At 69.6% G+C, this 25,409-nt stretch carries 28 protein-coding genes and 4 pseudogenes; 15 read left to right on the forward strand and 17 right to left on the reverse strand.

Translation table 11 applies throughout. The annotated features are described in order from the left end of the window. Window positions 1-152: 152 nt before the first annotated feature. The 4 genes from ACZ4YL_RS31815 to ACZ4YL_RS31830 form a co-directional block, all read right to left on the reverse strand. The gene (locus tag ACZ4YL_RS31815; protein ID WP_468121272.1) at window positions 153-536 is read right to left on the reverse strand and encodes a hypothetical protein; all 384 of its coding nucleotides are present in this window, start codon (window positions 534-536) and stop codon (window positions 153-155) included. A gap of 126 nt (window positions 537-662) precedes the next feature. Then, complete coding sequence (locus ACZ4YL_RS31820) at window positions 663-1,214, reverse strand: NlpC/P60 family protein (RefSeq protein ID WP_468121368.1); 552 nt, start codon at window positions 1,212-1,214, stop codon at window positions 663-665. Then, entirely contained in the window at window positions 1,171-1,539 is a 369-nt protein-coding gene (locus ACZ4YL_RS31825; protein WP_468121273.1) for a hypothetical protein, read from the reverse strand. The genes ACZ4YL_RS31820 and ACZ4YL_RS31825 overlap by 44 nt, the downstream gene beginning before the upstream one ends. A 604-nt stretch (window positions 1,540-2,143) precedes the next feature. Next, complete coding sequence (locus ACZ4YL_RS31830; RefSeq protein WP_468121274.1) at window positions 2,144-3,157, reverse strand: helix-turn-helix transcriptional regulator; 1,014 nt, start codon at window positions 3,155-3,157, stop codon at window positions 2,144-2,146. Window positions 3,158-3,250: 93 nt separating this feature from the next. On the opposite strand from ACZ4YL_RS31830, the gene ACZ4YL_RS31835 reads away from it, so the two are divergent. Next, complete coding sequence (locus tag ACZ4YL_RS31835; RefSeq protein ID WP_468121275.1) at window positions 3,251-3,667, forward strand: VOC family protein; 417 nt, start codon at window positions 3,251-3,253, stop codon at window positions 3,665-3,667. Between the two features lie 88 nt (window positions 3,668-3,755). Here the strand turns inward: ACZ4YL_RS31835 and ACZ4YL_RS31840 are convergent, their stop codons facing one another. Together ACZ4YL_RS31840 and ACZ4YL_RS31845 are read right to left on the reverse strand one after the other, a co-directional pair. Then, window positions 3,756-4,121: a darcynin family protein gene (locus ACZ4YL_RS31840; protein WP_468121276.1), complete on the reverse strand. Its 366-nt coding sequence runs from the start codon at window positions 4,119-4,121 to the stop codon at window positions 3,756-3,758. Further along, a complete protein-coding gene (locus tag ACZ4YL_RS31845; protein ID WP_468121277.1) occupies window positions 4,111-5,028 on the reverse strand; it encodes an NAD(P)H-binding protein in 918 nt (305 codons plus the stop codon). The genes ACZ4YL_RS31840 and ACZ4YL_RS31845 overlap by 11 nt, the downstream gene beginning before the upstream one ends. A gap of 109 nt (window positions 5,029-5,137) precedes the next feature. On the opposite strand from ACZ4YL_RS31845, the gene ACZ4YL_RS31850 reads away from it, so the two are divergent. From ACZ4YL_RS31850 to ACZ4YL_RS31865, 4 genes are all read left to right on the forward strand, one after another. After that, the gene (locus ACZ4YL_RS31850) at window positions 5,138-6,106 is read left to right on the forward strand and encodes a LysR family transcriptional regulator (RefSeq protein ID WP_468121278.1); all 969 of its coding nucleotides are present in this window, start codon (window positions 5,138-5,140) and stop codon (window positions 6,104-6,106) included. Window positions 6,107-6,181: 75 nt separating this feature from the next. Beyond that, complete coding sequence (locus ACZ4YL_RS31855) at window positions 6,182-6,688, forward strand: DinB family protein (protein ID WP_468121279.1); 507 nt, start codon at window positions 6,182-6,184, stop codon at window positions 6,686-6,688. 343 nt (window positions 6,689-7,031) lie between these two features. Further along, window positions 7,032-7,253 (forward strand): hypothetical protein, encoded by a 222-nt coding sequence (locus ACZ4YL_RS31860; RefSeq protein ID WP_468121280.1) that lies wholly within the window; start codon window positions 7,032-7,034, stop codon window positions 7,251-7,253. Between the two features lie 28 nt (window positions 7,254-7,281). Further along, window positions 7,282-7,629 carry an SUKH-4 family immunity protein gene (locus ACZ4YL_RS31865; RefSeq protein WP_468121281.1) on the forward strand — a complete coding sequence of 116 codons (348 nt, stop codon included), beginning with the start codon at window positions 7,282-7,284 and terminating at the stop codon, window positions 7,627-7,629. Window positions 7,630-7,875: 246 nt separating this feature from the next. Here ACZ4YL_RS31865 and ACZ4YL_RS31870 read toward each other — a convergent pair whose 3' ends face one another. Continuing rightward, the gene (locus ACZ4YL_RS31870) at window positions 7,876-8,343 is read right to left on the reverse strand and encodes a hypothetical protein (protein ID WP_468121282.1); all 468 of its coding nucleotides are present in this window, start codon (window positions 8,341-8,343) and stop codon (window positions 7,876-7,878) included. A 367-nt stretch (window positions 8,344-8,710) separates the two neighbouring features. Next, window positions 8,711-9,031, reverse strand: coding sequence for a hypothetical protein (locus ACZ4YL_RS31875; RefSeq protein ID WP_468121283.1), 321 nt, complete (start codon window positions 9,029-9,031; stop codon window positions 8,711-8,713). A gap of 1,071 nt (window positions 9,032-10,102) precedes the next feature. On the opposite strand from ACZ4YL_RS31875, the gene ACZ4YL_RS31880 reads away from it, so the two are divergent. Beyond that, window positions 10,103-10,654, forward strand: coding sequence for a ribosome-inactivating family protein (locus tag ACZ4YL_RS31880; RefSeq protein WP_468121284.1), 552 nt, complete (start codon window positions 10,103-10,105; stop codon window positions 10,652-10,654). Window positions 10,655-11,068: 414 nt separating this feature from the next. Next, complete coding sequence (locus ACZ4YL_RS31885; protein WP_468121285.1) at window positions 11,069-11,596, forward strand: GNAT family N-acetyltransferase; 528 nt, start codon at window positions 11,069-11,071, stop codon at window positions 11,594-11,596. A 32-nt stretch (window positions 11,597-11,628) separates the two neighbouring features. On the opposite strand, the gene ACZ4YL_RS31890 is transcribed toward ACZ4YL_RS31885, so the two are convergent. Next, on the reverse strand, window positions 11,629-12,252 hold the full coding sequence (locus ACZ4YL_RS31890) for a hypothetical protein (RefSeq protein ID WP_468121286.1): 624 nt from the start codon (window positions 12,250-12,252) through the stop codon (window positions 11,629-11,631). Between the two features lie 234 nt (window positions 12,253-12,486). Here ACZ4YL_RS31890 and ACZ4YL_RS31895 point away from each other — a divergent pair, with 234 nt between their 5' ends. Continuing rightward, window positions 12,487-13,041 carry a P-loop nucleotide/nucleoside kinase family protein gene (locus tag ACZ4YL_RS31895; protein ID WP_468121287.1) on the forward strand — a complete coding sequence of 185 codons (555 nt, stop codon included), beginning with the start codon at window positions 12,487-12,489 and terminating at the stop codon, window positions 13,039-13,041. A 367-nt stretch (window positions 13,042-13,408) separates the two neighbouring features. On the opposite strand, the gene ACZ4YL_RS31900 is transcribed toward ACZ4YL_RS31895, so the two are convergent. From ACZ4YL_RS31900 to ACZ4YL_RS31910, 3 genes and pseudogenes are all read right to left on the reverse strand, one after another. Then, on the reverse strand, window positions 13,409-13,888 hold the full coding sequence (locus ACZ4YL_RS31900; protein WP_468121288.1) for a hypothetical protein: 480 nt from the start codon (window positions 13,886-13,888) through the stop codon (window positions 13,409-13,411). Window positions 13,889-13,915: 27 nt separating this feature from the next. After that, window positions 13,916-14,107: a hypothetical protein gene (locus ACZ4YL_RS31905; RefSeq protein WP_468121372.1), complete on the reverse strand. Its 192-nt coding sequence runs from the start codon at window positions 14,105-14,107 to the stop codon at window positions 13,916-13,918. Between the two features lie 714 nt (window positions 14,108-14,821). Then, window positions 14,822-15,298 (reverse strand): annotated as a pseudogene (locus ACZ4YL_RS31910) (alpha/beta hydrolase); the annotation flags it as partial. A gap of 79 nt (window positions 15,299-15,377) precedes the next feature. Between ACZ4YL_RS31910 and ACZ4YL_RS31915 the strand changes: the two are divergent. After that, window positions 15,378-15,983 carry a YrhB domain-containing protein gene (locus tag ACZ4YL_RS31915; RefSeq protein ID WP_468121289.1) on the forward strand — a complete coding sequence of 202 codons (606 nt, stop codon included), beginning with the start codon at window positions 15,378-15,380 and terminating at the stop codon, window positions 15,981-15,983. 155 nt (window positions 15,984-16,138) lie between these two features. Here the strand turns inward: ACZ4YL_RS31915 and ACZ4YL_RS31920 are convergent, their stop codons facing one another. Together ACZ4YL_RS31920 and ACZ4YL_RS31925 are read right to left on the reverse strand one after the other, a co-directional pair. After that, window positions 16,139-16,951, reverse strand: coding sequence for a rhomboid-like protein (locus tag ACZ4YL_RS31920; protein WP_468121290.1), 813 nt, complete (start codon window positions 16,949-16,951; stop codon window positions 16,139-16,141). A 137-nt stretch (window positions 16,952-17,088) separates the two neighbouring features. Next, a complete protein-coding gene (locus ACZ4YL_RS31925) occupies window positions 17,089-17,619 on the reverse strand; it encodes a MarR family winged helix-turn-helix transcriptional regulator (protein WP_468121291.1) in 531 nt (176 codons plus the stop codon). A gap of 19 nt (window positions 17,620-17,638) precedes the next feature. Here ACZ4YL_RS31925 and ACZ4YL_RS31930 point away from each other — a divergent pair. Continuing rightward, a pseudogene (locus ACZ4YL_RS31930) lies at window positions 17,639-18,055 on the forward strand (EamA family transporter); the annotation flags it as partial. On the opposite strand, the gene ACZ4YL_RS31935 reads toward ACZ4YL_RS31930, so the two are convergent. After that, complete coding sequence (locus ACZ4YL_RS31935; RefSeq protein ID WP_468121369.1) at window positions 18,033-18,509, reverse strand: NUDIX domain-containing protein; 477 nt, start codon at window positions 18,507-18,509, stop codon at window positions 18,033-18,035. The pseudogene ACZ4YL_RS31930 and the gene ACZ4YL_RS31935 overlap by 23 nt on opposite strands. Before the next feature lie 339 nt (window positions 18,510-18,848). Further along, entirely contained in the window at window positions 18,849-19,436 is a 588-nt protein-coding gene (locus tag ACZ4YL_RS31940) for a hypothetical protein (RefSeq protein ID WP_468121292.1), read from the reverse strand. 425 nt (window positions 19,437-19,861) lie between these two features. Between ACZ4YL_RS31940 and ACZ4YL_RS31945 the strand changes: the two are divergent. The 5 genes and pseudogenes from ACZ4YL_RS31945 to ACZ4YL_RS31965 all read left to right on the forward strand — a co-directional run. Continuing rightward, window positions 19,862-21,085 (forward strand): annotated as a pseudogene (locus tag ACZ4YL_RS31945) (IS110 family RNA-guided transposase); the annotation flags it as partial. Window positions 21,086-21,319: 234 nt separating this feature from the next. Further along, window positions 21,320-21,658 (forward strand): hypothetical protein, encoded by a 339-nt coding sequence (locus ACZ4YL_RS31950; RefSeq protein ID WP_468121293.1) that lies wholly within the window; start codon window positions 21,320-21,322, stop codon window positions 21,656-21,658. 488 nt (window positions 21,659-22,146) lie between these two features. Then, the gene (locus tag ACZ4YL_RS31955; protein ID WP_329316178.1) at window positions 22,147-22,947 is read left to right on the forward strand and encodes a maleylpyruvate isomerase family mycothiol-dependent enzyme; all 801 of its coding nucleotides are present in this window, start codon (window positions 22,147-22,149) and stop codon (window positions 22,945-22,947) included. A 431-nt stretch (window positions 22,948-23,378) separates the two neighbouring features. After that, a pseudogene (locus ACZ4YL_RS31960) lies at window positions 23,379-23,813 on the forward strand (transposase); the annotation flags it as partial. Window positions 23,814-23,887: 74 nt separating this feature from the next. After that, window positions 23,888-24,169, forward strand: a complete 282-nt coding sequence (locus ACZ4YL_RS31965; RefSeq protein WP_468121370.1) for a transposase — start codon at window positions 23,888-23,890, stop codon at window positions 24,167-24,169. Here the strand turns inward: ACZ4YL_RS31965 and ACZ4YL_RS31970 are convergent. Then, a complete protein-coding gene (locus tag ACZ4YL_RS31970) occupies window positions 24,126-24,671 on the reverse strand; it encodes a hypothetical protein (protein ID WP_468121294.1) in 546 nt (181 codons plus the stop codon). The genes ACZ4YL_RS31965 and ACZ4YL_RS31970 overlap by 44 nt on opposite strands. Window positions 24,672-25,409 lie beyond the last annotated feature (738 nt).

A 25,409-nucleotide genomic window follows, 5' to 3' on the forward strand; every position in this document is an offset into this window, starting at 1 on the left:
AAATAGCCCACTTGGTGGGGGGTGGGGGGGGGGGTGGGGGGGGCTTTGTGGGTTCCGGAGGGGGGGGGAGGGGGGGCGTGGGTTTGTTCTTTCCCCCCCGTCCGCGTGCCGCCGCCTCCTGGCGGGGAGGTGACGGCACGGCCCTCAAGGTGTCAGCACTCGCGCAGGCCCGGGGCGGGGTCGACGGAGGTGTGGACGTCCACGGCCGCGACGTTGCCCCACTGGCCGTTGTCCAGCTGGGTCCAGTACCAGACGTTGTTGCCGCCGGCGTGCTGGTCACCGCGGCCCCAGCACTGGAACCAGCTGGGGCTCGTGTTCAGCGGCCCCCGCACCGCGGAGTTGTAGCGGCGGTGCTCGTAGCCCTTGGCGCCGACCCGGTTGCCGCACCACAGTTTGCCGTCGGCGCGCACGCCGCATTCGGCGGCCGCGCTCTTCCCGGTGGGGGGCGTCGCCTGGGCGGGGCCGGTCACGGTGGCCATGCCGCCCGCCAGGGCGACGGTGGCGAAGCCCAGGGCGATCTTCCTGCCTGCGTACATGCTTCCTCCTCGGAAGGGCTCCCTCGGGAGCCGGGTGATGGTGGTGCGTGATCGGTCGTGCGTGATCGGTGGAGCGTGATCGGTGCTGCGTGATCGGTGCTGCGTGATCGGTCGTGCGGGCGGTGCTCAGGGGCAGGTGGGTACGCCGTCCAGCCAGGCGGCGCCCTTGATGTAGATGTTGGTGATCCACGACCCGTACTCGGGCAGGTAGGACCAGGCGTCGTTGGTGTAGCCCTCCGCCGTCACCGGTTGGGCGTGCTTCTGACACTCGATGCGCACGGTGGTCGGGCTGGGGAACCGGTGTACCCGCGGGCTGCCGGTGGACGGTTCCTTGTGGGTCCACACGTCCGTGCCCCAGGTGCTGAACGTGCCGGGTGCCGTGGCCGGCGCGATGCGGACCGCTCCCGCGTAGTCCCCGCCCAGCCGTACGTCGCTGACGGTGATCCGGGTGCCCGATTCCCGGGCCTCGACCATCTTCCCGGCACCCAGGTAGATCGCGATGTGGTGGATGGAGCCCCCTGAACCCCAGGCCAGGAGGTCCCCCGGGAGCAGCGGCGCGGTTCCCGCGGCGGCTGTGAAGCGCTGTTGCACCTGCGGTGAGTGGAACTGGTGGTAGGCGTTGCCGGGGAGCGGGTCACCGCCGGCCGCACGGTGGTAGGCGTACCGGACCAGTCCCAGAGCAGTCGAAGCCCAGCCGCTCCGGGTCGTGTGCGCTGTCCGGGTCGCTCGGGTCGACCTGACCGTACGTCGGCCCCGGCTGTTGGCCGTGGCCGCCGCCCCAGGTGTACCAGACGCCGATCTGTTCGCACGCCGCTCCTACGGCCTTCTCGGCCGCCGCGGAGGCCCCTGGGGCGAGCACGCCGCACGCCTGCGCCGTCTGCGCCGTCTCCGCCGTCTCCGCGGTCTTCGGTGCCGCAGCCGCCGTGGCGCCGTGGGCCCCTCCCCATGTGGCCAGGAGGTTGAGCACCGCCACCGCCGCCACCGCCGTTCTCCGCATCGCCATGTCCGGTCCCCCTGTCCCCGCCACGTGGTGTCCTGCGGGTCGTCGTGTTCGTGGTGGTGTTCGCTTGGTGCTCGTCATACGGAGCACGGACCGGCCGTCCGCCGGGCACTCCGAGACTGTGCCCCGCCACCCATCCCTGTCGAGGAGGCGCGGGTCGCCCACCGCAACGGGCAACGGGAAACCCCTGGGAAACCCCCTCCCACCAGGCTCTTTGAGCATCCGTCAACAGGCCGTCCCGGCGGGACCCGGGGCACCGGCGGGCGTCGAGGTAGGCCAGGCCGCTGTGTGGGCGGCCCTGGTCGGCGTACAGGGAGCAGAGCGGGTGGAGGATCCGGTCCTCGCTGCCTCCAGTGGCATCGGACAAGGCTTGCGGGCGGGTGTCTCCAACGCCTCGGCCTTCCGGCCCCGTTCGCGGGCCGACCGCGCCCACTCCTTCGCGCAGAACCCTCCCCCTGGCCGGCCCGGAACTCCACCTCGTCGGCATGGCCGAGTTCGAGGAGCCGGGAGACCAGATGAGGCGGGATACAGCCGGACTGCGTCCGGGCCCGGTAGTCAAGATCACCATGCGCTGCCACCACGCCTTGAGGCCGGGGCGGACTCCGGGTTACCGATCGCTTGTGGGTGAGGCGGGCCGCCGCGCGAAGTCCGCGAGCCGTTCGGCGAAGGCTTCGACGAGGCCGTGGAGCTCATGCGGGCGTTCGATGACGAAGGGCCGGTCCAGCGAGGCGAGTACGGCGGGCAGCCAGTCGAGCCGGTCCACGCGCAGTTCGACACGGCACCAGCCTTCGGCTCCCGGGCCCGTGCTGTCCGGCGACGGCAATGCGGTCACGATCGCGACGCCGGCGGGAAGCCGGGTGTGGATCTGTTCGGCGGTTGCCTGGACGCGCAGGGTCACTTCGTGCCGGTAGGGAACCGTGGCGAGCGCTGTCAGGACGCGCTCGGCCGGATCGATCCCGACGGGCGGTTCGAACGATCCGGGCAGGGTCCTCACACCGGTGATGCGATCCAGTCTGAAGGTCCGGTGCTCGCCCGCCGAGGGATCCGCCGCCGTTACGTACCACCTGCCCGAGTGGGCGACGAGCCCGTACGGATGCAGGATGCGCTCGCTGCGCCGGCCGTCGCCCGCGGTGTACCGGACCGAGACCGGCCGGTGGTGGTGCACCGCATCGGCCATCGGGAGCAGGACCGCAGGATCCGGGGCTGCAGCCGCCCTTCCTGGCGGATCCGTGAAGGCGAGCGAGCCGAGTACGGCGTCGAGCCTGCGGCGCAGCCGCTCGGGCAGCACGCGCCGGATCTTGGCCGCCGCCGTCTCGCTCGCCGTGTCCGTGGCCGTCGTCAGGTCCGATCGCCGGCCGGCGACCAGGCCGAGCAGCACGGCGAGCGCTTCGTCGTCGCTCAGCATGAGCGGAGGCATGCGGTATCCGGGGGCGAGCCGGTAGCCGCCGTAGCGGCCGCGTACCGACTCGACGGGCACGTCGAGGTCGACGAGCTGCTGTGCGTAGCGCCGAACGGTGCGTTCGTCGACGTTCAGCCGGTCGGCGAGTTCGGGAACGGTACGGATGCCACCCGACTGCAGGAGCTCCAGCAAGGTGAGGACGCGGGCCAGGGGGCGGGGCATGCCCAGAAGTCTCCCGCACATACCGGGCGGGTTCCGCCCGGTATAGGTCGTAGCGTGCGGTCACAAGCACCGACCGGACAGAGGAGAACACCCATGGACTTCGTCTCCATCCGCATCATCACGAGCGACGTCGCCCGCCTCGTCGGCTTCTACGAGCGCGCCACCGAGGCGTCCGCCACCTGGGCCAACGAAGACTTCGCCGAGCTCAGGACCGCCTCGGCCACCCTCGCGATCGGCAGCACCCGCACGGTCCCCCTGTTTGCGCCCGGCTCCGCCCGCCCGGCCCACTCGGCCCACTCGGCCGGCCATCACGGCGTCATCCTCGAATTCCTCGTCGACGACGTGGACAGCGTGTACAAGAACCTGAGCGGCTTCGTGGACGACTTCGTCGACGAGCCCACCACGATGCCCTGGGGCAACCGCTCGCTCCTGTTCCGCGACCCCGACGGCAACCTCGTCAACTTCTTCACCCCCGTCACGCCGGCCGCCATCGCGAAATTCGCTCGCTGAAACAACACGGCGGCCGGCGTGTGGACTCGGGTCCTCTCCCCGCCCGCGCCCCCGCAGGGCGGCGGCGCCGGCGGGCCGCGGCAGTGCGTCAGGTGGCGAGGGTGGCCACCGGCTGCAGGCCGTAGGTGCGGGCGTAGCCGTTCTCGATACCGACGAGCAGGTCCACGACGTCGAAGTAGCGGTCCCAGAAGGGGGTTTCGCGCAGCGCGTCGATCAGCAGCCGGTAGGCGTCGTGGTCGTCCGCCTCCCAGACCCAGATGTCGGTCACGCGCGCCGAGTAGAACTCCGTGTCGTAGAAGCGGGAGCGGACGCCGTGGGTACGGGCCTCGATCACCGGAACGACCTGGGTGGTGAAGGCATGGACGCGTTCGGCCACGGTCATCGCCAGCCACTCGGGCGTGGTCTTGACCAGCATGAACGCGGTGACCGGCGGCTCGGTTCGGTCAGTGGGCATCGACTGCCTCCGATGTGGCGAGGACGGCGGGCTTGAGGGTCTGCGCGCACCACTGGGCGAAGCCGGTGGCCGGGCCCGCCTGTGGCGAGCGCGCGATGCCCGAGTCGAGGCCCAGGTCCTTGGCGCGCTTCATGTCGACCATGCCCTCGACGAACGCCTCGTTGAGGCCGTAGGCGAGCATCGTGGACCGCATTTGGTCGAGCGACTCGCGCTCGTAGCGGACCGGACGGCCCAGTTCCTCGCTCATGATGCGGGCCATGTCATTGGGCGACAGGTCCTGCGGGCCGAGCACCGGCACACTGCCGACGCCGGTCCAGGAGCGGTCCAGCAGCAGTCCCGCCGCCGTCGCGGCGATGTCGGCGACGGCCACCAGAGGGGCCGGACGGTCCGCGGCGACGGTGTCGGTGAAGACGCCGTTCTCGCGGATCGAGTCGGCCTCCTCCAGCAGGTTCTCGAAGAAGGACGGATTGGCCAGGGCGCGGTAGGCGACCCCGGAATCGGCGATCAGGTCGTCCATGGCCAGGGAGGCGGTGACGAGACCGGCCCGGCCCGCCTGGGGGGTGCCGCGGCCGAGCGCCGAGACGCCGACGACACGGCCGACGCCGTGGGCGGCGAACGCCCGCGCGGCCGGCCGGGTGAAGCCGCTGTACGCCTCCTCGGGCGTGAGCGAGGCGTCCGGCGGAACCAGCCAGAAGACGGCGTCGGCCCCGGTGAAGGCGCGCTCGACGGTCGCGGGGTCGCCGTGCGAGCCGGTGACCACCTCGACCCCTGCGCGCACGGCATCGGGGATCCGGGCGGGATCACGGACCACGACGCGCAACTTCTCTCCGTGTGCGGGCGCGGCCTCGACCAGCAGGGACAGCAGCCGGCGGCCGATGTTCCCGGTGGGGGCGGTAATGACGATCATGAAAACCTCGGGGTCTGTGTCGGATCGATAAGACCCCCTCATCGTGCAAACGCCAGTCGCATTGCCACAATGGGAACTTCAGCATCCAATCATTGCCCGAAACGGAATAATGCCGGTGAGCAGCAGCCCAGTTCCGAACCTCGACGCCAATCTCGCCGTCGCCCTCGACGCCTTGCTGACCGAGCAGAGCGTCACCCGTGCCGCCGCACGGCTGCGCACCTCCCCCGCGGCGATGAGCCGCACCCTGGCCCGGCTGCGCCGGGTGCTCCAGGATCCGCTGCTGGTACGGGCAGGGCAGGCGATGGTGCCCACACCCCGTGCCGAGGCGCTGCGGGACGAGGCCGCCGCGGTGGTGCGGCAGTTGGAGGCACTGCTCGCCCCGAGCGGCGGGATCGACCCCGCCACCCTGCGGCGCACCTTCACCGTCCAGGCCTCGGACCTGGTCGGCGCCGCGCTGGCGCCGGGTCTGCTCGGGCTGGCCCGGCGCCGGGCGCCGGGCGTATCGCTTCGGGTGCTGGCCGAGGAGTGGGAGGAGGGCCCCGCGCTGCGCGAGGGCCGGGTCGACCTGGAGATCGGGGCCATCGACCACGTCGACCCGGAGACCCGGGTCGAAGAGCTGGTCACGCTGCGGTTGTCGGCCGGCGTCAGGGCCGGACACCCGCTCGCCGAGGGAACCCTGACCCCCGCGAGGCTGGCCGCGGCCGAACACGTGGCGGTCAGCCGCCGGGGCCGCTTCACCGGCCCGCTGGACTCGGCCCTCGCCGAGCAAGGACTCAGCCGGCAGGTCAGCGCCGTTCTGCCCGGACATCTGGCGGCGATGGCGCTGGCCGCTACGGGCAATGTGGTCTGCCTGGTACCGACCGCGCTGCCGGGCGAGCCCCCCTCCCCACTCAGCGATGCGGCACACGCGATGGGGCTGCGCCTGCTGGACATCCCGCTGCCGCTGCCACCCCTGACGATCGGCATGGCCTGGCACCCGCGTCACAGCGCAGACGGCGCCCACCAGTGGTTGCGCGGCGCCGTACGCCGGGTCCTCCGCCCGGCCAGGGAGCGCTGGGGCCCGTCCGGTGGATCATGAAGGAGCTAGGTGGAACAGGTTGGGCCCGTCGAAAATACTTCGACATCGGTCGCGTGATCGGGGACGCTTCGCGCGATGACCAGAATCGACGACACGCCTCCCGCGTGGGACGAGCGCACCCAGCTCACCACGTTTCTCGACTACGCACGTGACACCGCCCGCGCCAAGTGCGATGGCGTCTCCGCGGAGAACGCCCGCAAGGCGCTCCTGCCGGGCTCACCGCTGATGACCATGAGCGGATTGATCAACCACCTCCGCTGGGTCGAGTACTACTGGTTCCAGGTGGTCTTCCTCGGCGAGGAAGACCGGGGCCCCTGGACCGATGAGGACCCCGACCGCGAGATGCGTATCGCCGTTGACTTCCCGCTCACGCAGTTGCTCGACGAATACGCCGAACAGAGCGCCCGCTACCGCGAACTGGTCGCCGGGAACAGCCTGGACACCCAGGCCAAGGGAGCCGTCCGCGACGGTCTCCATGTCGACCTGCGCTGGATCCTCCTTCACCTCACCGAGGAGACGGCCCGCCACAACGGCCACCTGGACATCCTGCGCGAGATGCTCGACGGCCAGACCGGCGACTAGATCCGGCGGAGATCACGGGCGGAGCCAGAGTCGGATCGAGGCGACGGTGCCGTGGAAGACGCAACCGCGCTTGTCGAACCTCATGGCCACGGCCCGGGAGCCCGCCCACCTTCCGGGCTTGAATCCTGGCGATCTTCAACGACTGCCGCTAGGCTCCGTGTTGCTCATTCGAGAGCCACAAGCACTGGCGACGTGTCCGATGGGGGACAGTGCTTCCATCTCGACACGCAATGAGCACGATGAGTCTCTAATCGTCGCAGAGCCTCAGCAGGCCATCCGCAAGCGGTGGTCGAGCTGAGGCTGCCCGCCGACTGGTCGATCACCTTCGTGAAGGGATCGACCGTTGAGGCTGACTTTTCCCGTTCAGGTACTTCTCGCACTCTTGTCCTTCGTATCGTCGCTGCTGGTAGCGGTGGTGGCGGGGGTACTTTCGCGTGAGGCCGGGGCGCCGGTAGCCGGTGCGGTGCTGTATGGCGGAGGCGCGTTCATCGGCTGGATGACGCTCTGCATCGCTGTGCTGACAGCACTCGGCCTGCTCGGGCATCACAGCCGTCCCGACGAGTGAGGGGTGGCTGCCCGCCGACTGCAATCGCGTGTTCATCCGGGACTCGGGGCGGGAGCTGGACGTCAACGACCTTCCGCCGGGCCGGGCGGTGTTCCTCGGTGCGTTCGAGGACGGCGTCAACACGTACTGGCTGCTGATCGGCAGCGGCGAAGTCTGGATGATCCGCCGCTGTGAAGGGGAGTTGACCAGCACTGCGCGCGCTGGTCAACTCCTCGGTTGCAGAAACGACGCGGACGGCGACTACGAGGACTACGTGGAAGACGTGATCGAACGGGCCCGGCAAGGCGATCCGAGTGTGTTCGAGGACGAAGTCTCCTGGTGGTCACGCGTCTTCGAGGAGGTCGAGCTCGGCGTCCTGGTGCCGGAAGAGGCGTAGGCGAGAACACGGCGGTCGCGGGCGGAGCCACGGGCGCATCGCCGCGACCGACGCCGGTAGGCCGTCGAGGCGAGGCCGGTGGGCGGCCGCCGTAGCCGCCCCGTCGTCGGCGTTGGCTCGCCGGTCCCCGGATTCTTCGGTGCGGACCGGACGAGGCTGGCCGATGTGCCGGCCGGCCCGATGCGGTCCAGCAGGGTGGGAAGCCGGCAAGGTTCGGGCGAACCTGAGAGCCCTGCCGCGCGACGGTCACGCGAGGTGAACGGCGGCCCTTTCAGGAGATTGCCGGGCCCGCCGGCGCAGGAATGCGGCGGCACCGGTCAGGACGACGGCAAGGCTTGCGAGCACGCAGACGAGCACGTTGATCGACATGGGGACGTACTCCACCGTTGGGCCATCGGAGTAGACGCAGGCGCTGCGCAGAGGCCAGTACTCCTGTTTCATGCTTGCCAATGCGGCGCCGGAGGCGTTCCGGTCTTCACACAACTCCGGGAACGGCCCCCCCATGGTGACGGAAAACCAGCCGTAGCAGTACACCGCCGCTGCCGAAGAAGAGAAGATCAGCACGAGAACCGCACAGGTTTTGGCCAGAGGCAGGGGTGGGTTCTTCAGCAGGAGAACGACGATCACGATGCCCGCTCCCGCCGTGGCCACACTGAGGAGCAGCAGCATGCCCATCAACGGCACCAGCACTGTGTCACCTGTCTCTTCGTCCATCTCTGCGGCTGATGCACGGGAAGTAAAAAGGTGCCGCTGACCTGCAAGGCTGCGACGGTCTAAGCCGCATCTGCTGCAGAAGTCAGAGCACCCTTCTGGTGGTTGAGCGTACAGGCCGGGACCGTCGGCTGTCGGTGGTGGCTGACGAGAAGAGGATGGTCGGGCCTTCCGGGCAGTGCTGCTGCGCCGGTTCGCTGACGGTACGGGGCTGGCAGCAGCCGGCCGGCGGGCGAAGATCCTGAAGCCGAGGGACCGGCAGGCTGCTTCTCGGCTACGGGCTGTCCGGCGGATCTTTGGCTCAGTCACGGCAGATGCAAGTCGTGCTCCACGTGGTGGGATCAAGCTCCCGCGGGGAGCAAGGCGGCATTCACTGTGGGCCGGCAACGGGGCCCGGACCGGGGTGCGCAGGGTGGCCGCCACCGGAGCCGTGGCGTTCGGCGAGCAGCCGCTTGCGATGGCGGCTGCGGCGGACGGCGGTGACGAGGACGATGACGGCGCAGATGCTGATTCCGAGGATGGGAAGAGCGATGGCCAGTATCAGCCAGCCCGCAAACGCGAAAATGCCTCCGGAGTCCCCGATGGCGTACTTGGAGAGTGCTTGGGACGAGCAGGTGACCTGGTAGTCCCCTGCTCGTGGCACCTCGATGGTGTAGAGCGGATTCCAGGTCTCGTCATGGGTGAGGAACACGTCGATTCCCGGATCGGTAAGACCGGGGTCGCCCGGCCCGGTGATGCTGCACTCCGGGGCGGCCGACGGGCCGAATTCCTGGTCCCTGATCCAGATCGTCTTCTCGCTCCCCGGCTCGAGCCGCAGGGTGACCGTGTCGCCGTGGCGAAGTGGTGGCCGGTGTCCACCGAGTCGATCGCGTTGTAGAACCGGTACACGCCGATGGCCGCGCCCAGCACGATCAGTACGACGGCGATCGCGACTGCTGCGGCATACCAGTGACGGCCGGGCCGGAGTTCGTTCGCCGGTATCTGCTGCGGCGGGAAGGGCTGCATCGGCACACCCTGGATCGTCCTGTCTCGTCGGCGATCCGCCGGGTCCTGCCCGGTGGATCATGTGACTGGTTCAGCGTCGGCTCATCGGCGCGTCGGCGTGGTCATGGGGCGGGGAGACCTGACGAACGAGGAGTGGGCCCGGCTGGAGGCTGCCCTCAGAGCACGGGGAATCGGTCTGGGTTCTGCAGGCCACCGCGGTTGTCCTCGCTCAGCGCGGTGGGGTGTCGGGTGAGCCCAGCGGTCACCTGCCGCACCGACAGCGGCCGCGGCTCGGTCGAGGGGAAGCGGCGCAGGTCTCCACGGCCCGGTCAAGGCCCTGTCACGGATGGCACCGGTCGGCGGAGTTGAAGAGCGTCGGGGACAGGCGGCGGGGCCGCACGGCGGTCGGCCCCGCCGGGGCGAATCGCAGATCGTGCCGCTGGTCGAGGGACCGTCTCGCGGCGGTCCTGCGGCCGTCAACCCGGGCTCCGTCAGGCCCCGTTGCGTCGTGCATCCGGTCGTCCGGGCTTCCGGGGTCGCGCGCTGATTTCTTAGCAACAGGGGCCAATAATTCTCTTGATCGTTGCCCGGACGGCTAGAAAGGAGCGCATCGGACCGAACCCGGCACCGACGGGGTGATGAACCCGTCGTCGGATTATGGCGAAGGTGGTGATGTGCATGCGTGAGTGCAGCAGGATCCAAGCGATTGCGGTCAGATTGCTCACGGGAAGTCCGAGTTCCGGACCACTTCCTCGATAGGCCGGCCATGCTGATACCGATGCTGTTTTCCCCGGCGCTCGCCTCTGCCGACGAGTATCGAACCCTGACGTCGACCATCCGGTCGAAGGCGCAAGATGCGCAGGGATTCTTCGGCGGAGCCGGGCGCAAGCAGGGCGAAATGCCCTATCTTCCCCTCCATGTCCAGCTGCGTGGCCTGTTCATCGAGCTCTACATCGAGCTCCGCCCACGCAATACGAGCCTCCGGATCGCCGGCTTCCGGAACATCTTCGAGAACGGTCAGGCCCCGCCTGAAGCATACGTACGCCACGTGCGGGACTCCGTCGCGCCGCCGGGCCTCCGCCGAACGGAAGCCCTGCCGTTCGGCGGAGGCCGCAGCGACCTGGAGAGGGCCGCCGCCGTCCGGCGTTCGGGGATCCTGCTCGGGCGCCGGCCCTTGAGCGACGCGGTCATCCGGCTGCACCAGAACCGCGATCCGCGGAGCACCGCTCACGGAATGCTCGTGCTCTCGGAAATGCTCTGCGAGGCCGCCCGATACCCCGCCCTGGCCGATGCGATGTCACGGATCTGGATGACCGGAGGGCGACTGTAGGTCCGTAGCAGTCGCCTGAAATTCCCGCACGCCACCCATCCAAAGGCGTTGGGGCGCCGGATAAGGACGAGCATCTGTTGAGGAGCTCGTGAGAGAACCCGTATAAGATCTGCGATTCCTGCTCGCCGGTGCGATATTCCCCTATGCCTCAGCACGTTCCGACGTGCTGGGGCGGGGCGGTCGCTGGATGTCCGAGGGCGCACAGTTGCCACCGTGCTTCGGGCTTCTGGCCCCACCGCGCATCAGCGTTTCCCGGCTCCGCGGACACAGCCCGGTGAACTGGGCTATCCAAGACGGCTCCGACGCCGTGATCACACCAGCCACATCAAGATCATCCCCTGTGGTGGAGTAGCTCTGGGCGACGTCCCGCGGAATCCGATGGTGCGACGCAGCTTCGGAGTCAAGAATCGGCGGATGCATGAAGTGAAGCTGTCCGACGGGATCATCACTCTGTCTCCGCTGCGCCTGGAGGATGTGGAGGCGCATCTCACGGGGGAGGATGAGCTGCTGGTTCGCTGGCTGAACGGCGGCCCCGGCACGCGTGAGGGTGTTGAAGAATACTTCCAGCACTGCTGGGAACAGTGGGACACTGCCGGGCCACTCCGCGCTTTCGGCATCCGGGTAGGCGCCGACGAGGCGCTCGCAGGCACGATCGACTTGCGGTTCGCAGGGGAGGGCTTGACTCCCGGCCAGGTGAATGTCGCCTACGGCCTCTATCCGTCCTGGAGGGGGCGTGGCCTGGCTACCCGCGCGGTCATCCTGGCGTCCCAGTACGCGGCCGGTCAGGGCGGGGAGGAGGCGGTGATCCAGGTCGAGCCGGAGAATCCCGCATCCGCCGCCGTCGCGCGGCGGGCAGGATTCACCCCCGCCAAGCAGCCGCACAGTAAGGACGGCACACGGTTCGACTGGTACATCCGGCACCTGCGCGTCGCTCCCCAGTGACGACCAGCAGTTGCGGGACCACTCGCCGACGGCTACGGCAGACCCACCAGGCCCCAGCCGCGGCGGGCGGCCTCTGTCGTCACGTCGCCCCATTCGCGCAGAAGCGCGATGAAGTCCTCGAAGGAGTCCGGGCGGCCCGCCCAGCCCTCGCACTCGGCGGCGAACGGCCCGCGCAAGTCTTCCAGGCACGGCTCCACCCGCTCCCAGGCATGGGCCTTGCCCGATACCGCCTCGGGCGGGCATGCGAGAAGGACGCGCGGATGCCAGTGGTCGGCGGCGGGCGGGAAGAACCTCTCGCCGGCGGCCAAGGCCAGATCATCGGCCGGAACCACGTCCCGGAGCAGACCGTCGAGAAGGGAATCCATCGCCTCCCGTACGGACGCGCCGACGAGCAACCGTATATCTTCCCATGCGGCACCCGCGCGCGGGTGCGGGCCATAGGCACCGGTGGTGGTGAAGAAGCGGTACTCGGCGCACCAGGCCGACCCCGGTTCCGGGGGCCAGAGCCAGCCGCAGGGTCGCCCGGGCCTGGCGTCGTACGAGTCGTCGTCCTCCCACGGCCAGGCCATGTCCTCCAGCACTTCGAGCCGTTTCTCGACGGGGATCGTGCTCAGCTGCTCCCAATCGGCCATGAACAGCGTGAGATCCAGACCCATGGCGTCAGCATAGGAAAGACCCGCCCAGCACGTGGCGTCCGGTACGCGCCGGTGTCGTGTGAGTGCAAGGCGGGCGGGCCGCTGCCGCCATGGCAGAGCAGCAGCCGGTTGCGTACGAGACACTGGGCCGAACAGCCCGGAGTCATCGCCTTCCAACTCAGCACGAGCCCCGCCCGGTCACTCGCCCGTCCAGGCAGGGCCGACCCACTCGTACACACCTCGGGAGCTCAGCGGATGCCGGCACGGCCGACCCTCGCGGTCGTAAGCGGTCCGCCCGCCACCGGTAAGACCACCCTCGCGCACAGCCTCGCCCGTGAAATCGGCTGCCCCGCGATCATCCGCGACGAGATCAAACAGGGCCTGGTCATGAACGCAGCGGCCCACCGGGCCGACCGTGCAGACCCCCTCGACATCCCGGCCATGCACGCCTTCTTCGACACCCTCGGCGTGCTCCTCCGAGCCGGCGTCACCGTCGTCGCCGAGGCCGCCTACCAGGACCGGCTCTGGCGCCCCGGCCTCGAACCCCTCATCAAGATCGCCGCCCTCAGGGTCATCCGCTGCACCACCCCCACCCCGACTGTCGTCGCACGCATCACCGAGCGTGCCGGGTCCGACAGGCACCGCGCGGCGCACGGCGACCGACAGCTCCTCACCGACATCGCCACCGGCGCCTACAGTCCCGAGGCGTTCGTCGGCATCTCCCTCGACGCGCCCGTCCTGCTCGTGGACACGTCCGACGGCTACCGTCCTGGGGTGGCCGAGATCGGAGCCTTCGTCCGAGCGCGCTGACCTCCGAAGGGTCAGGCAAGGTCGGGGCCGTGCCGGAACAGGCTCCAGGCCCGTGCCCCGTGCCCCGCGGGCATCGGTACGAGCAGGGGCCTTCGGGGGTCGCGACGAGTGCGGCCGAGCCGCAGGTGGTGTGCCGTTCGAGCTCGGACCCGTCGGTCAGGGCGACCCGGAGGGACACCCCGCCGACCGTCCGAAGGGTCGAGGGCCTTCACCCAGGCGCAGGACCCGTCGGCGACGACAACCGCGAGTCGGCCACCGCCCAGGTCGGGATCGGCGGGCGTCGACCACCGGCGCTCCCCGCCCGGCGACCAACGCTCCAGCAGGGCGTGGTCCGCGGTGGGCAGGACGTCCCCGTCCGGCAGGACGGTCAGGGAGCGGATCTCGCCTGGTCGTGGCCCGTCCGGATCGGATGCCGCGAAGGGTTCGGGCCGGGGGCCGGAACGGCCCGCCAGCCGGAGAGGGTGAGGTCCACCTGGTGACCTTCGGACCAGGCGGCCCGGTCCTGCCGATCGTCGGACGGCGCGAGGAGCAGTCGGAGGGTGTGGGCGTCCATCCATTCCAGGGACCGGACTTCCCGCCGGCAGTCGTCCGCGAAGAGGTTCCGCCGCTCCCCCGACGCGAGGTCGAGGAGGAAGAGCTCGCCCTCGAAGAAGCAGCCGCCGTCGTACGCGCCGGTGCTGAGGACCAGCAGCGGCAGGGTGGGGTGGAAGGCCGCCGCTTGCAGGGGCCAACGCGTGCGAAGCCACCGCAGGGCCCGGACGTCGTCGGTGAGGTCGAGGGCTTCGGCTTCCCGGACGGGCGCGGCGTAGACACCGATCGGGTACCCCTCCTCCGTGTCGGCCCGCACCAGCAGGGGTGGCGTGGGCGATCCGCCTCAGGTACGGGTGCCGCCGAACCCGAACCCCAGTGTCCGCCGGGCCGTTACGGGCTCCACGTCGGGCGGGCCGGCCGGGGTCGGGTCCTCGATGGCCCGCTCGGCAGCCGTGCGGCCGCGTGCGACGCGCTGCTCCTGATCCTCGCGGAGGGGAACCGGTCCTTGCCCGAGAGGGCGGCGCCTTGTGCTCATCACCCAAGTCTCGCAGCCTGCCTGACGGACCCTCCGGGGAGGGGGCCCGTGCAGCGCCGCTGCCACCTGTTCCGGGGCGGCTTCGAGGTGTCGCCTCGCCCACAGTTGCCGGTGACGGGGGCGGTGTGCGGCGTCTTCATTCGTGGTCGCGCGGAAAGGCCGGGATCTCGTCGCGGGTCGGGTGGTTCGGCAGGGGCGCCGGCTCGTCCTGGAGGAACGCGGTGATGACGGCGGCGGCTCGGTCGTTGTTGTCGTCGAGGCCGCTCTACATGTGGTGTCCGACTCCGGGCAGGTACTGCGTGCGCCGGATGGCGGGGCATCGGCAAGGACGGCGGTCGCCCATTGGCGGACCCGGCGATCATCAGCATCGCGGGCGTGTCCTCGGCGGGGATGCGGTCTGCGTCGCGCGCGCAGTAGGCGGATGCGGTGTCGCTGCCGAGGTCGGCGGCCCTGAAGGCGTTGTCGCCCTCGGCCTGTCCGATCAGTCCGGCGCCGGGGGGCGAGGAGTCCGAGTCGCATGGGGCCGAATGCCACGGCGTACCGGGGAACGTGCGTCGATCGCGGTCTGGTCATGGCCTGCGCCAGGCCCCGTGCGGATTCCCTGCCCTTGTGCCCGGTGATGTGTGCGGTGGGGCCGTCCATGGGGCCGGGTTCGGCGATGATCGCCCGGTGCATGCGTGCGGCGATGCTCGGCGCGGCCAGGGCCCGGGTGAGTACGACGCCGCCCGAGGAGAATCCGAGGACGCCGACCGTGCCCTTGTCCGGGCGGTCGATGAAGGCGGCGAGGTCGCGGACCGGCCTGGAGATCGTGTACCGGCCCATGGGGAGCAGGTCGCTTCGTCCGCCACCGGCCTGTTCGTAGGCGTGGACGTCGGAGCCCTGGCGTGCCAGGAGTCGCAGGAACCGGTGGTCGAGCACCGAGATGCCACGGACTGGTCCGCCGTTGAGGTACACGAACGGGATGGGATGCCTGGTGCCGGAGTTGGCGGCCGGGTAGTGGCAGACGGCGACCCGGCTGCCCGTGGCCCGGCTCCAGTGCTGTGTGCCACGAACGGCAGGGCGGGCGGGTGGGTGCCGCCGGGCCGTCGGCGCGGTCGGAATGCAGACCGTCGCCGTCGGCGCGGCCGCGACGGCCACCGGCAGGAAGGGTACGTACCGTGCCGGCCAAGTACGGCGCCGTCCCCGCCACATCGCGAGGGCAGCCGGCCCCGGCTCGGCAGGCCGAACCAGCCCCCTGACACGATCAGGTGCCTGGCGAGCAGGAAACCTGGTGGTCGCATTCGAGTCCGTACGGGATGCTGCCCGGGTGACGGGGCGAGATGACGCGGTTCGGATGGTCGAGGAAGAGCTGGAACGCGACCGCCGGCGGAAGCTGTCGGTCGGCGGAGAGCCGATGCGCATGGCTGTGTCGCATGTGGAGCGGCATGAGCTGGTATGGATCGTGTCCTGGACGACCGAGGAGTATCTGCGCACCCGGAACCCGGACTTCATGCTGGGCGGGAATGGGCCGTACCTCGTTGACCGCGCCGACGGAGGTCTGCACCAGATCGGTGTCGTGTGCGCGTTGACCGGCGCGTGGGAAGCGGACTACCGAGCCCGTATTCGAAGGCAGGTCACGCGGACCGCGGTGGACGATCTGCACGATGAGGTCCGGGCGGCGGCAGCGGCTCGCGGGAGGGTTCACGCCATGCTCCTCCTGCGCCGGAGAGTGCCAAGGCTCTCCCGCGATCAGATCGTCGAGTACGTGACCGCCTTGCAACACGGCGACGCTCCGGCACATCTGGTGGAGGTCACCAACGGAGAGCTGGTGCCGCCTGCCGACCCGGGCTTGTCCGTGGTGACCATCCGCGGAGCCGAGCACCGTCAAGCGCCCTGAGCGCAGCAGCAGCCGCTCATCACTGCTCCAGGCATTGACGTGCTCTGCGTCATGTGGAGTTGGCCGGTGAGGAGCGTGCGATGCCGGCCCTGTTCTCCCGGCCCTGGCCTGCGGACGCGCTGCCGCAGTTCGCGCACTCTCGGCGTCGCCGGAGCTCAGACCGATGGAGGTGTCTTCGTTCCGGCTGCCGTTGAGGTCGTTGAGGTCGTTGAGGTCGCTTCCGGAACGGAGCCTCGGTGCAGCCCGAGGTCGCTCGCGGCGGAGGACTCCCCGGCAGTGCGGACGCGTCGCCGCCTGAAGGCCGGGACACCCAACAGCCCGAAGCCGAGGGCCGCCGCTGTGAGATGGCCGACCGTGGTGAAGTCCGGCAGCGGCCCGGTCGTCCAGTCGGCACCGCCGAGGGGCCATGCGAGAACGAATACGGCCCAAGGGAGGCGGCCCCAGCGCGGCAGGGCGAGTGTGCCGACCGCCAGCACGGTCTGGGCTCCGTAACTGACCCCGTAGTCCAAGGCCTGCCGCACGACGGTCGGATACCAACCGTGCTGCAGCGCAACGGTGATGACGGCAGCGGTGAGCAGGGTGGCCGCGACATGCCCGCCGAGGAACACGGCTACGGCGCGCCGCTTCCCCCACCGGTGCTCCACCCAGGCCAGGAAGCAGCAGACGCCGAGGCCCAGTGTGATCAAGGTGCCCAGGAAGTCGGTCGAGGTGACATCCGTGAGCGTCCCGTCGAAGAACAGCGCGCTGCCGAGCAGCGCAGGCAACGGATGGTCCTGCAGGTTGTCCAGGTTGGTGCTGAGGTAGCCCAACACGGTGTCCGCCCGATCGGCGGACAACCCGTAGATGACCCATGCATGGCTCGCCAGGAGCAGACAGACATAGGCGAGGGTGAGCGGCGCACGGCGCGGGTACCCCCGCACGGCGCGGAGCGGTCCGCCCCAAGGGCGCGGCGGTGACTGAGAGTTCATACCGTGGCATTCTCCAGGTCGGGCCGAAGGCGGGGACCGGCGGGTGACGGCAGCCGTCCCGGCCGGGGCCGCGTCACCGGCCCGTGCTGCCCGGTCGGCCGGCTTGCATGGCCTCACGACGGGAACCCTCCTCCGCGTCAGTCCTCCAGACGGGACAGCCAGGTGGCGAGCAGCGTTTCGAGCAGCGCGGCCTCCTCGGGGGTCACCAGGTCCAGCAGGCGGCGTTCGTTGCGCATGTGCTCGGTGAACGCCCGGTCCACGAGGTCGCACCCGGCCGAGGTGAGGGCGACGATCCGGCCGCGCTGGTCGTCGTCGGAGCGCCGGCGGGTGACGAGCCCGGACCGTTCCAGGCGGTCGATCCGCTTCGTCATCGCACCGGTGGTGACCATGGTGTGCGCGGCGAGCTCGCCCGGCGCCCGTTCGAAGGGCTCACCTGCGCGGCGCAGTGCGCACAGGACGTCGAACTCGCCTTCACTGAGGCCGTAGCGGTCGTAGACGAGGCGGAGTTCCGCGCCGAGCCGGTCGGCGAGGCGGTGCAGTCGGCCGATCACGCCCTGCGGGCCGACATCGAGGTCAGGCCTTTCGCGGCGCCAGTCGGCCTGGATCCGGGCCACCCGGTCCAGGTCCAGGGGTGGGCCGTGCTCCTCGGACGAGACGTTTGCTTCCATGGAAGCTATATTACCTTCCATGGAAGCAAACATGCGCTGGGTGGCGCTGACGGCCGTGGCGCCGGTGGCCTGGGGGGCCAACTACTTCGTCACCCACGAGTTCCTGCCGGCGGACCACCCGCTGTACGGGGCCGCCCTGCGAGCGCTGCCGGCCGGCCTGGTGCTGCTGGCGTTGTGCCGCCAACGGCCGCACGGCGCATGGTGGGGACGATCCGCCGTGCTCGGGCTGCTCAACGTGAGCGTGTTCTTCTTCCTCGTCTTCATGGCATCCCAGTTGCTGCCGACGAGCGTGGCCTCGACCGTCATGGCGGTCTCGCCCTTGATCATGATGCTCGCCGCCTGGCCCCTGGTGGCCGAGCGGCCCAGCCTCGCTCACCTGGCGGGCGCCGTGATCGGGCTGGGCGGGGTGTGCCTCATGCTGCTCGGGGGCACGGGCGGGACCGCGCGGTCCGAAACGCCAGATACCGACTGAAGGCTTCGTTGCTGTCGGGGGTGAAGCGCCACTCCAGCAGGGCCGACCGCAGCTCCGGCTCGGTCAGCCAGCCATGCCAGGCGACCTCATCGGGATCGGGGACCACGGCGTCCGGCACCACGGCTTCGTGCACGCCGAGCCAGTGAGGGCTCAAGCCGCTGCGGTTGATGAACGTGAACAGCAGGCTCGGCAGCGCACGAATGCCCAGCTCTTCGGCCAGCTCCCTCGCGGCGGCCTGTTCATAGGACTCGCCGACATTTGCGGCGCCACCGACCTCGACCTCATAGAGCCCGGGGAAGCGCGATACCTGCTCCGACCGTCGGTGGACGAGGATCCGTCCACGCTCATCACGACACACCGTCACGGCGACTCGGTGCAGCCAACCCTCCCGGATGGCCTGCCGGCGGCTGACCACCATCCCCAGCACACGATCTTGATCGTCGACACGCTCCACCAGTTCATCCACGACGCACACCCTGGCAGAGCCCACTGACAACGCCGCTTCTCTGAGCCCGCAGAGGCCGACCCAGGAGAACCGGAACTAGGAGGCCGGACACGGATGACCACAGTTGTCGACCTGTCGCGCTCAGGCTCAACCGCCCACAACACCGTCGGTGACAATCAGCCTGCCTATGTGACAACCATCGTGCTTCGGCTCACCGGGTGATTGTGACTGAGCGCTTGAATTGGCGAGTTGAGCGTCCATTGGACAGTTCGGTCGGGTGGATGCCGGAGCCCGCTCGCCGCGCTCTACACCTCAGAGCATCCGCTCGGCCCTCGCAGCCCGAGCTCGCAGCGCGTCGGCCTCCTCGTGCCGGCCCCAGACACCCAGGATCTGCGCCCGGTATTCCATCGCGTACCCGTCACCCAGCTCCTCGGCGCGCAGGAGCACCTGCATGGCGCGCTCCAGGTCACCACAGTCCCAGAAGGCTACGCCCAGCGCGGTGATCGGGAACGCCTCGTCCTGTGCAACGATCACCGGCGCCCAGCGCTCGACACCAGCCGCATCACCACGCTCAAGTGCCTGCTTGACGAGGCCCAGCATGGCGTCTGGATCGCCGAGCGCTGCGGTCTTCTCCCAGATCACCTGCGCGCGGTTCGCGTCGCCGGCTACCGCGTGCAGCATGCCCAGGTTAAAGCCGGCAACCACGTTCCCGGCAGCCCATGCCCGACCCCACCAGTGCAGCGCGCCGTCCCGATCACCCTTCACATGCAGGCCCACCGCCAAGTTTCCCATCGCCACATCGTCACCCAGCTCCGCCGCAACCGTCAGTTTGGCCAGTTCTTCGTCCGGCTCGGACCGCCGACGAAACCACCAAGCCATCAGCAACCCCTCCGGCAGCACAGCTGCACCGATGCGCGAAATACGGGCAAGCGAACATCTCTCACCCGGCGATCATGCCAGCTGATGCCTTGGACAGCTCGGGCACGGGTGGTGGATCGCTGGGCCAACGAGGTCGACCTGGCCCTGCTCCTGGCGGACGCACTCGGTTACTCGTCCCGAGGGACGAAAGCCAACGATCGACGCCCAATTCTCAGCTCGCCAAGTGAAGTACTCACTCGCCAACTGAAGCGCTCCTTACCGTGTTGGCGGGTTGGTTCCGGTCCTTCGTACGATCGGGAGACCCGGGGGCCTGGGTGTGGCTTTGTGGCGCTCATGCCGTGGTTGTGGCTTTGACTGATTGGCCGCCCAGTGCCCCGCGACGACACGGCCACTCATTGGGATGAGCGAACAGAGATCGCTTCGTAAGGACACGTCGGCGTGGTCGTCTGCAGGGACCAGTCAACCGATCGGCAAGGAAGGCTCCCGAGCTCTGGGCGGGGACGGATGCCGGCAAGGCCGCGCATCACTGCACGGTGATCGACACGGACGGAATGAAGGTGCTCTCGCGCCGGGTGCCCAACAACGAGCCCGAGCTCCTGGAACTGATAGGCGACGTCCTCGCACTGGCCGTGGACAGCCCGGTGACCTGGGCCGTCGACCTGAACCCCGGCGGGGGCGCTCTGCTGATCGCTCTCCTGACCGGCCATGGTCAGCGACTGCTCTACATTCCTGGCCGGACCGTCCATCACGCTTCCCGTGGCTACCGCGGGGACGGCAAGACTGACGCGAAGGATGCCTATGTCATCGCTGACCAGGCACGGATGCGCCGGGACCTGCAGCCGCTGCAAGAGTGGGACGAGATCGCGGTGGACCTGAAGATCCTCACCGCCCGCCGCTACGACCTCGCCGCCGACCGCACGCGCGCCATCAACCGGATGCGAGCACAGCTCCTGGAGTACTTCCCCGCTCTCGAGCGGGCCTTCGACTATGCCGCCTCCAAGGCGGCACTCATTCTGCTGACCGGTTACCAAACACCGGCTGGCCTGCGCCGGGTCGGCCCGAGCCGGCTCGCGACCTGGCTGAAGAACCGCAAAGTCCGTGGCGCCCAGGCCATGGCCGATACGGCCGTCGCCGCGGCCCAGGCCCAGCACACCGCCGTGACGGGGGAGAGCACTGCCGCGGCCGTGGTCACCGCCCTGGCCAAGGCGGTGCTGGCTCTGGACGACGAGATCGCTGACATCGACGCGCAGATCGCGGCCCGTTTCCGAGAGCACCGCCACGCGAAAGTCGTCCTCAGCATGCCCGGCATGGGCCCTTTGCTGGGGGCGGAGTTCATTGCCTGCACCGGCGGTGGCATGGACGCCTTCGACAGCTCAGGGCGACTTGCCGGGGTCGCCGGTCTCGCACCGGTCCCACGGGACTCCGGTCGCATCAGCGGCAACATGCGCCGGCCACACCGCTACCACCGCCGACTCCTGCGGGTCTTCTACCTCTCCGCTCAGATCGCCGCCCGCTTCTGCCCCACGTCAAAGACGTTCTACGACCGCAAGAGGAACGAGGGCCAGAGCCACAAGCAGGCGATCCTCGCTCTGGCCCGCCGTCGCCTCAACGTTCTGTGGGCCCTCATCCGCGACCAACGTCACTGGACAGCCCAGCCACCGGTCACCACGCACGACCGCTGGCCGTGGGCCCCGGCCACCCTTCTGGCGGACATGCTCGGCAGCGACGACCGTCGCCGCGACGCCATCGGTGGTTCGACACCCCCAGGCGTCTGCGGGAGGCCTGATCCGGCCCCGCCAGAGTGTCCGGTTCCGGGGCTATAACGGCTCCAGACACATCGGTACGCTGCCATCCCTCCGGCCCCAACACTCATCCACACGGGGCCTCTTCGACAGGGGACAAGCGTGCGATTCCGCATACTCGCGGTGGCCGCGGCCACCGCGGCAATGCTGCTGGGCGCCGGGGCACCGGCGGCAGTGGCAAGTCAGACCGCGTCGGCCGGCAGCGACGACTGCTCGTGGCCGTTCTGCGGGGTGGTCTACAACCGCAGTGGCCACACCATCCTGATCATGCGCGACGCCAGCGGTCCGAACGACTCAGACTGCACCGGTGACCTGATCGCGTACCTGCCCGACGGCCGGGCGTCCGACAAGGTCACCGGCTGGAAGGACACGGACTGTTGGACGGAGAGCTTCGGCACGCCCTGGCACCGGTTCAGCTCGCACCCCATTTGGGTCTACTGACCGAGGGTCGGCTACACCTCCACACTGTTGCATGCGGGCCCGGCCCTGGTCCGCGAATCACCCTCCGGTTACCGCCGCCCCTCCTTTCGGGGGGGCCGACCACCTCTCCGCCCCGATGACGGTGAGCCTTCTCCAACCTCAGTGGCTGTTGTTGTTCCGAACTTGAGGAGTGCTGGTCGAACGGGAGTCACCTGAACTCCCGACCCGACCGGTCCTCCCCCGCCGTCGTGACCTCCGCGTCCATCACATCGAGCGGCAGCATGACCGCGCGCACCGAGTGGACGTCACGTCGCCGAGGTGCCTGGCCGCACGGCGAGGCCGGAGCACCCACAGGCACGACGCCTGGCGTACCGCCACCACCAGCGTCCTCGCAGCACTGCGCAGCTTGTCACCCGAGCGGTGGGAGGCGAGGACGTCCGCAATGGCCAACCGGCGGCGACTGTGAAAATCGCTGTCCGATCACCAGAGCACGGTGATAGACATCCGGCGTGGAAAAGAATCTTGAGTTCCCTGACCTGTTGCGACTGATCGATGAACGGTCGACCGCCTTCCGCGCCGTGGTCGCCGCCGCGCCCGGTCTCGACGCGCAGGTGCCGACCTGCCCCGGGTGGACGCTGTTCGATCTGGTGAAGCACCTGGGTGGGGGAGACCGTTTCTGGGCCGCCATCGTCGGCGCGGGGTCTGCCGACGCTCCCCCGGCCGAGGCCGTCGCCGCGCGCGCCGCGCTGGAAGTGCCGCAGGAGCGTGAGGCCCTGCTGGCCTGGCTGGACGCGTCGACGCAGCTTCTGCTGGGCGCCCTGCGCGCGGCGGGACCGGAGAGCGGTTGCTGGACGTGGTGGCCCGCGTCGCAGTCACCGCAGACCGCCGGCGGCACCGCCCGGCACCGGGTCCAGGAGACCGCGGTGCACACCTACGACGCCCAGCTCGCCGGGGGCGCCCCGCAGCCGCTGCCGGTCGAGCTGGCACTCGACGGTGTGGAGGAGTTCCTGTTCACCGTCTGCGCAACGCCGAGTGCCTGGCCGCACAAGCCCACGGCCTTCGACTTCCACGCCGCCGAGGGCCGCTCCTGGCGCCTCACCGTCGACGGCGACGGCGCACGCACCACCCGCATCCCCGCGCCCACCGCCGCGACCGGCGAAGACTCGGACGCAGCCGGCGCCTCCGTCCACGGCACGGCCAGTGAGCTGGTCCTCTACCTGTACGACCGGATCCAGGCCGACTCCTTGCACGTTGACGGAGACGCAGGGCTGCTCGACCTGCTCCGCGCCTGGGAGCCGGAGGAGAAGTAGGACGTAGCGGGGCGGTTGGCCGCACGTCGAACCGGTAAGACACGACTCTTCGCCAGGTTCGTCAGTCGCGGCACCGGGCTCAAACCCGCGAGGCGGCCTCGGGGCGTCACCAAGCCGACCGTCTACCTGGATGGCAGTGCGAATTTGTCCGTCCCAGCGATCACGAGAAGCGACGCGACTGCCGTCGTCCCGATCTCGTCGAGAAGTCAGTCGATCGGGTGACTGCGGCGGCTGCCGTGCATGAGAGCAGGGCCTCTTGGTAGCTCGAAGGGTGTCAAAGCCAACGTGCGGTCCAGGAGGACCTGTTGTCGCATTTCTACGGCAACGCGGGAGTGGGGTCCACTTCAGCCACTCTCGCGTGTGACTGTCTGGCTCACAGGTTCGGGAACGCCAGAGACCACGGGGCGCGCGAGCGTCGGTATCCCACCGACATGTCGGACGCCGAGTGGGCGGTGGTCCGGCCACTGCTGCCGGTGCCGGGCTGGCTGCGGGGCCGGGGCGGGCAACCGGAGGCTTATTGCCACCGCGCGATGCTGGACGCGATCCGCTACCTGGTCGACAACGGCACGAAGTGGCGGGCCATGCCTGCCGACTTCCCACCGTGCGACCGGGTCTACGCGTTCTTCCGGCGCTGGCGCAACCACGATCTGGTCCGCGAGTTCCACGACCGGCTCCGCCGCCTGGTCCGCGAGCGGGCCGGGCGGGACTCGGAGCCGGGCGCGGGCGTGATCGACTCGCAGTCGGTCAAAGCGGACGCGGTCGTCGGCTCTGACAGCCGCGGCTTCGACGGCGGCAAGCTGATCAACGGGCGCAAGCGGCACGTCGTGGTCGACACCCTTGGCCTGCTGCTCGCGGTGATGGTCACCGCAGCGGATGTGGGCGACCGCGCTGCGGCCCAGGTCCTGCTCACCCGGTCACTGCCGCGCACCACCTGCTGGCCCTGGTCTGGGCCGACGGCGGATACACCGGCAGCCTCGTCGAGTACTGCCTCGCGGCCCTCACCCTGGTCCTCGCCATCGTCAAACGCAGCGACGACATGCGCGGCTTCGTCGTGCTGCCCAAGCGGTGGATCGTCGAGCGGTTCTTCGCCCACCTGATGCGAAGTCGCCGTCTCGTGCGCGACTTCGAGCGTTCCATCGCCAGCGCGGAGGCGATGGTCTACTGGTCGATGACGATGCTCATGACCCGCCGCGTTGCCCGGCCACGTCCTTCGCGAGCGTGAATCGGCCAGGTGCCGGCTCGATCAGCCAGCCGCGCGCCGTCAGCCGCTTGGCCTTCGATCGCAGTGCCTCCACCTTTCCCGGTACGGGGTCCAGGCCGAAGCAGGCGGCCATCTCCTGGCACCTCAACGCTCCTTGACCGAGTCGGTTACGGTCGCTGAGGGCCTGCAGGATGCGCTGGTAGTCCACCGACAGCGCCGACCAGGCCAGCCCCGCGCGCCACACCGGCACCACTGTTTTCGGCTTCGCCGCCTCCGCCGGTTCGGGCCGCGCCGGTTGCACACCGGGAGCCGGCAGACCCTCGGAGGCGGCGGGGCCGACGACGGCGTCGTTGCCCGGGGCCAGTACCTCGCCAACGCGTGAGCGGGCGATGACCCACTCGTTCCACTCCCGCTCAGCCAAGGCCAGCTCCGCCTGGAGGCGGTCGGCCTCCTCCCGCAGATCGTCGACACGACGGCGAGCGGTGAGCTCACGCTGTTCCACCAGTCCCACGACCGACGGCATCCTCGACCTCCACCAAAGCAACGACACGACACGACACCACTGCCACGAGACCGCCGACCCTATGCCTGACCAGCGAGAACGCAGTCCTCAAGCCCGGAAAGACAACAACCTCTAAGACGCGGCCGGGCCTCCTTGAGGCCGCGGGTGCCCACGCCACAGCGCCGTGCGAATGGTGCGACGCAGCATGATGCATGTGGCCGGCCCGCTCGACCCGGCCCCGTGTAGCGGGCCATGGCCCCCGGTACCTGCCGGGCGGGTCACCCACCGGCAACGGGCTGGGTGGGAGTTGCACCGAACGATTTACAGTCCTGCTCGGCGACATCTCCGTGATAGCAATTCGTGGATGGTGGGACGCGGTCGGGTCATCGACGGAGAGAGGACGGATGGAGGGCAACCAGCAGGAGGGTGCCGCGGAGACGCAAAGGCGCACGATCTCCATGGAACCCGCGGGCGCGGTGAGGAAGATTGCGCGGTCTGCCCCCGAGAGCGGCACCTTGGCGCGCCTGAGACTCCTCCAGCACACTGCGGGAAACGCAGCCGTGGAGAAATGGCTGCGTGCCGAAGAGGACGGTGCCGGGCCCTGATGAGGTCGCGTAGCCGGTGACCGGGCGTTCGCGACGTGTGGGGGTGGTCCTGTTGCCCGAACGTACGGTTCCCGAGGGCAACATGTCTGCACCGGTGAGGACTTCATGCCACGGCACTGCAGCGTGGACAATCAGGCTGGCAGGATCCCCTTGC

The organism is Streptomyces sp. NPDC030021, from assembly GCF_055574035.1.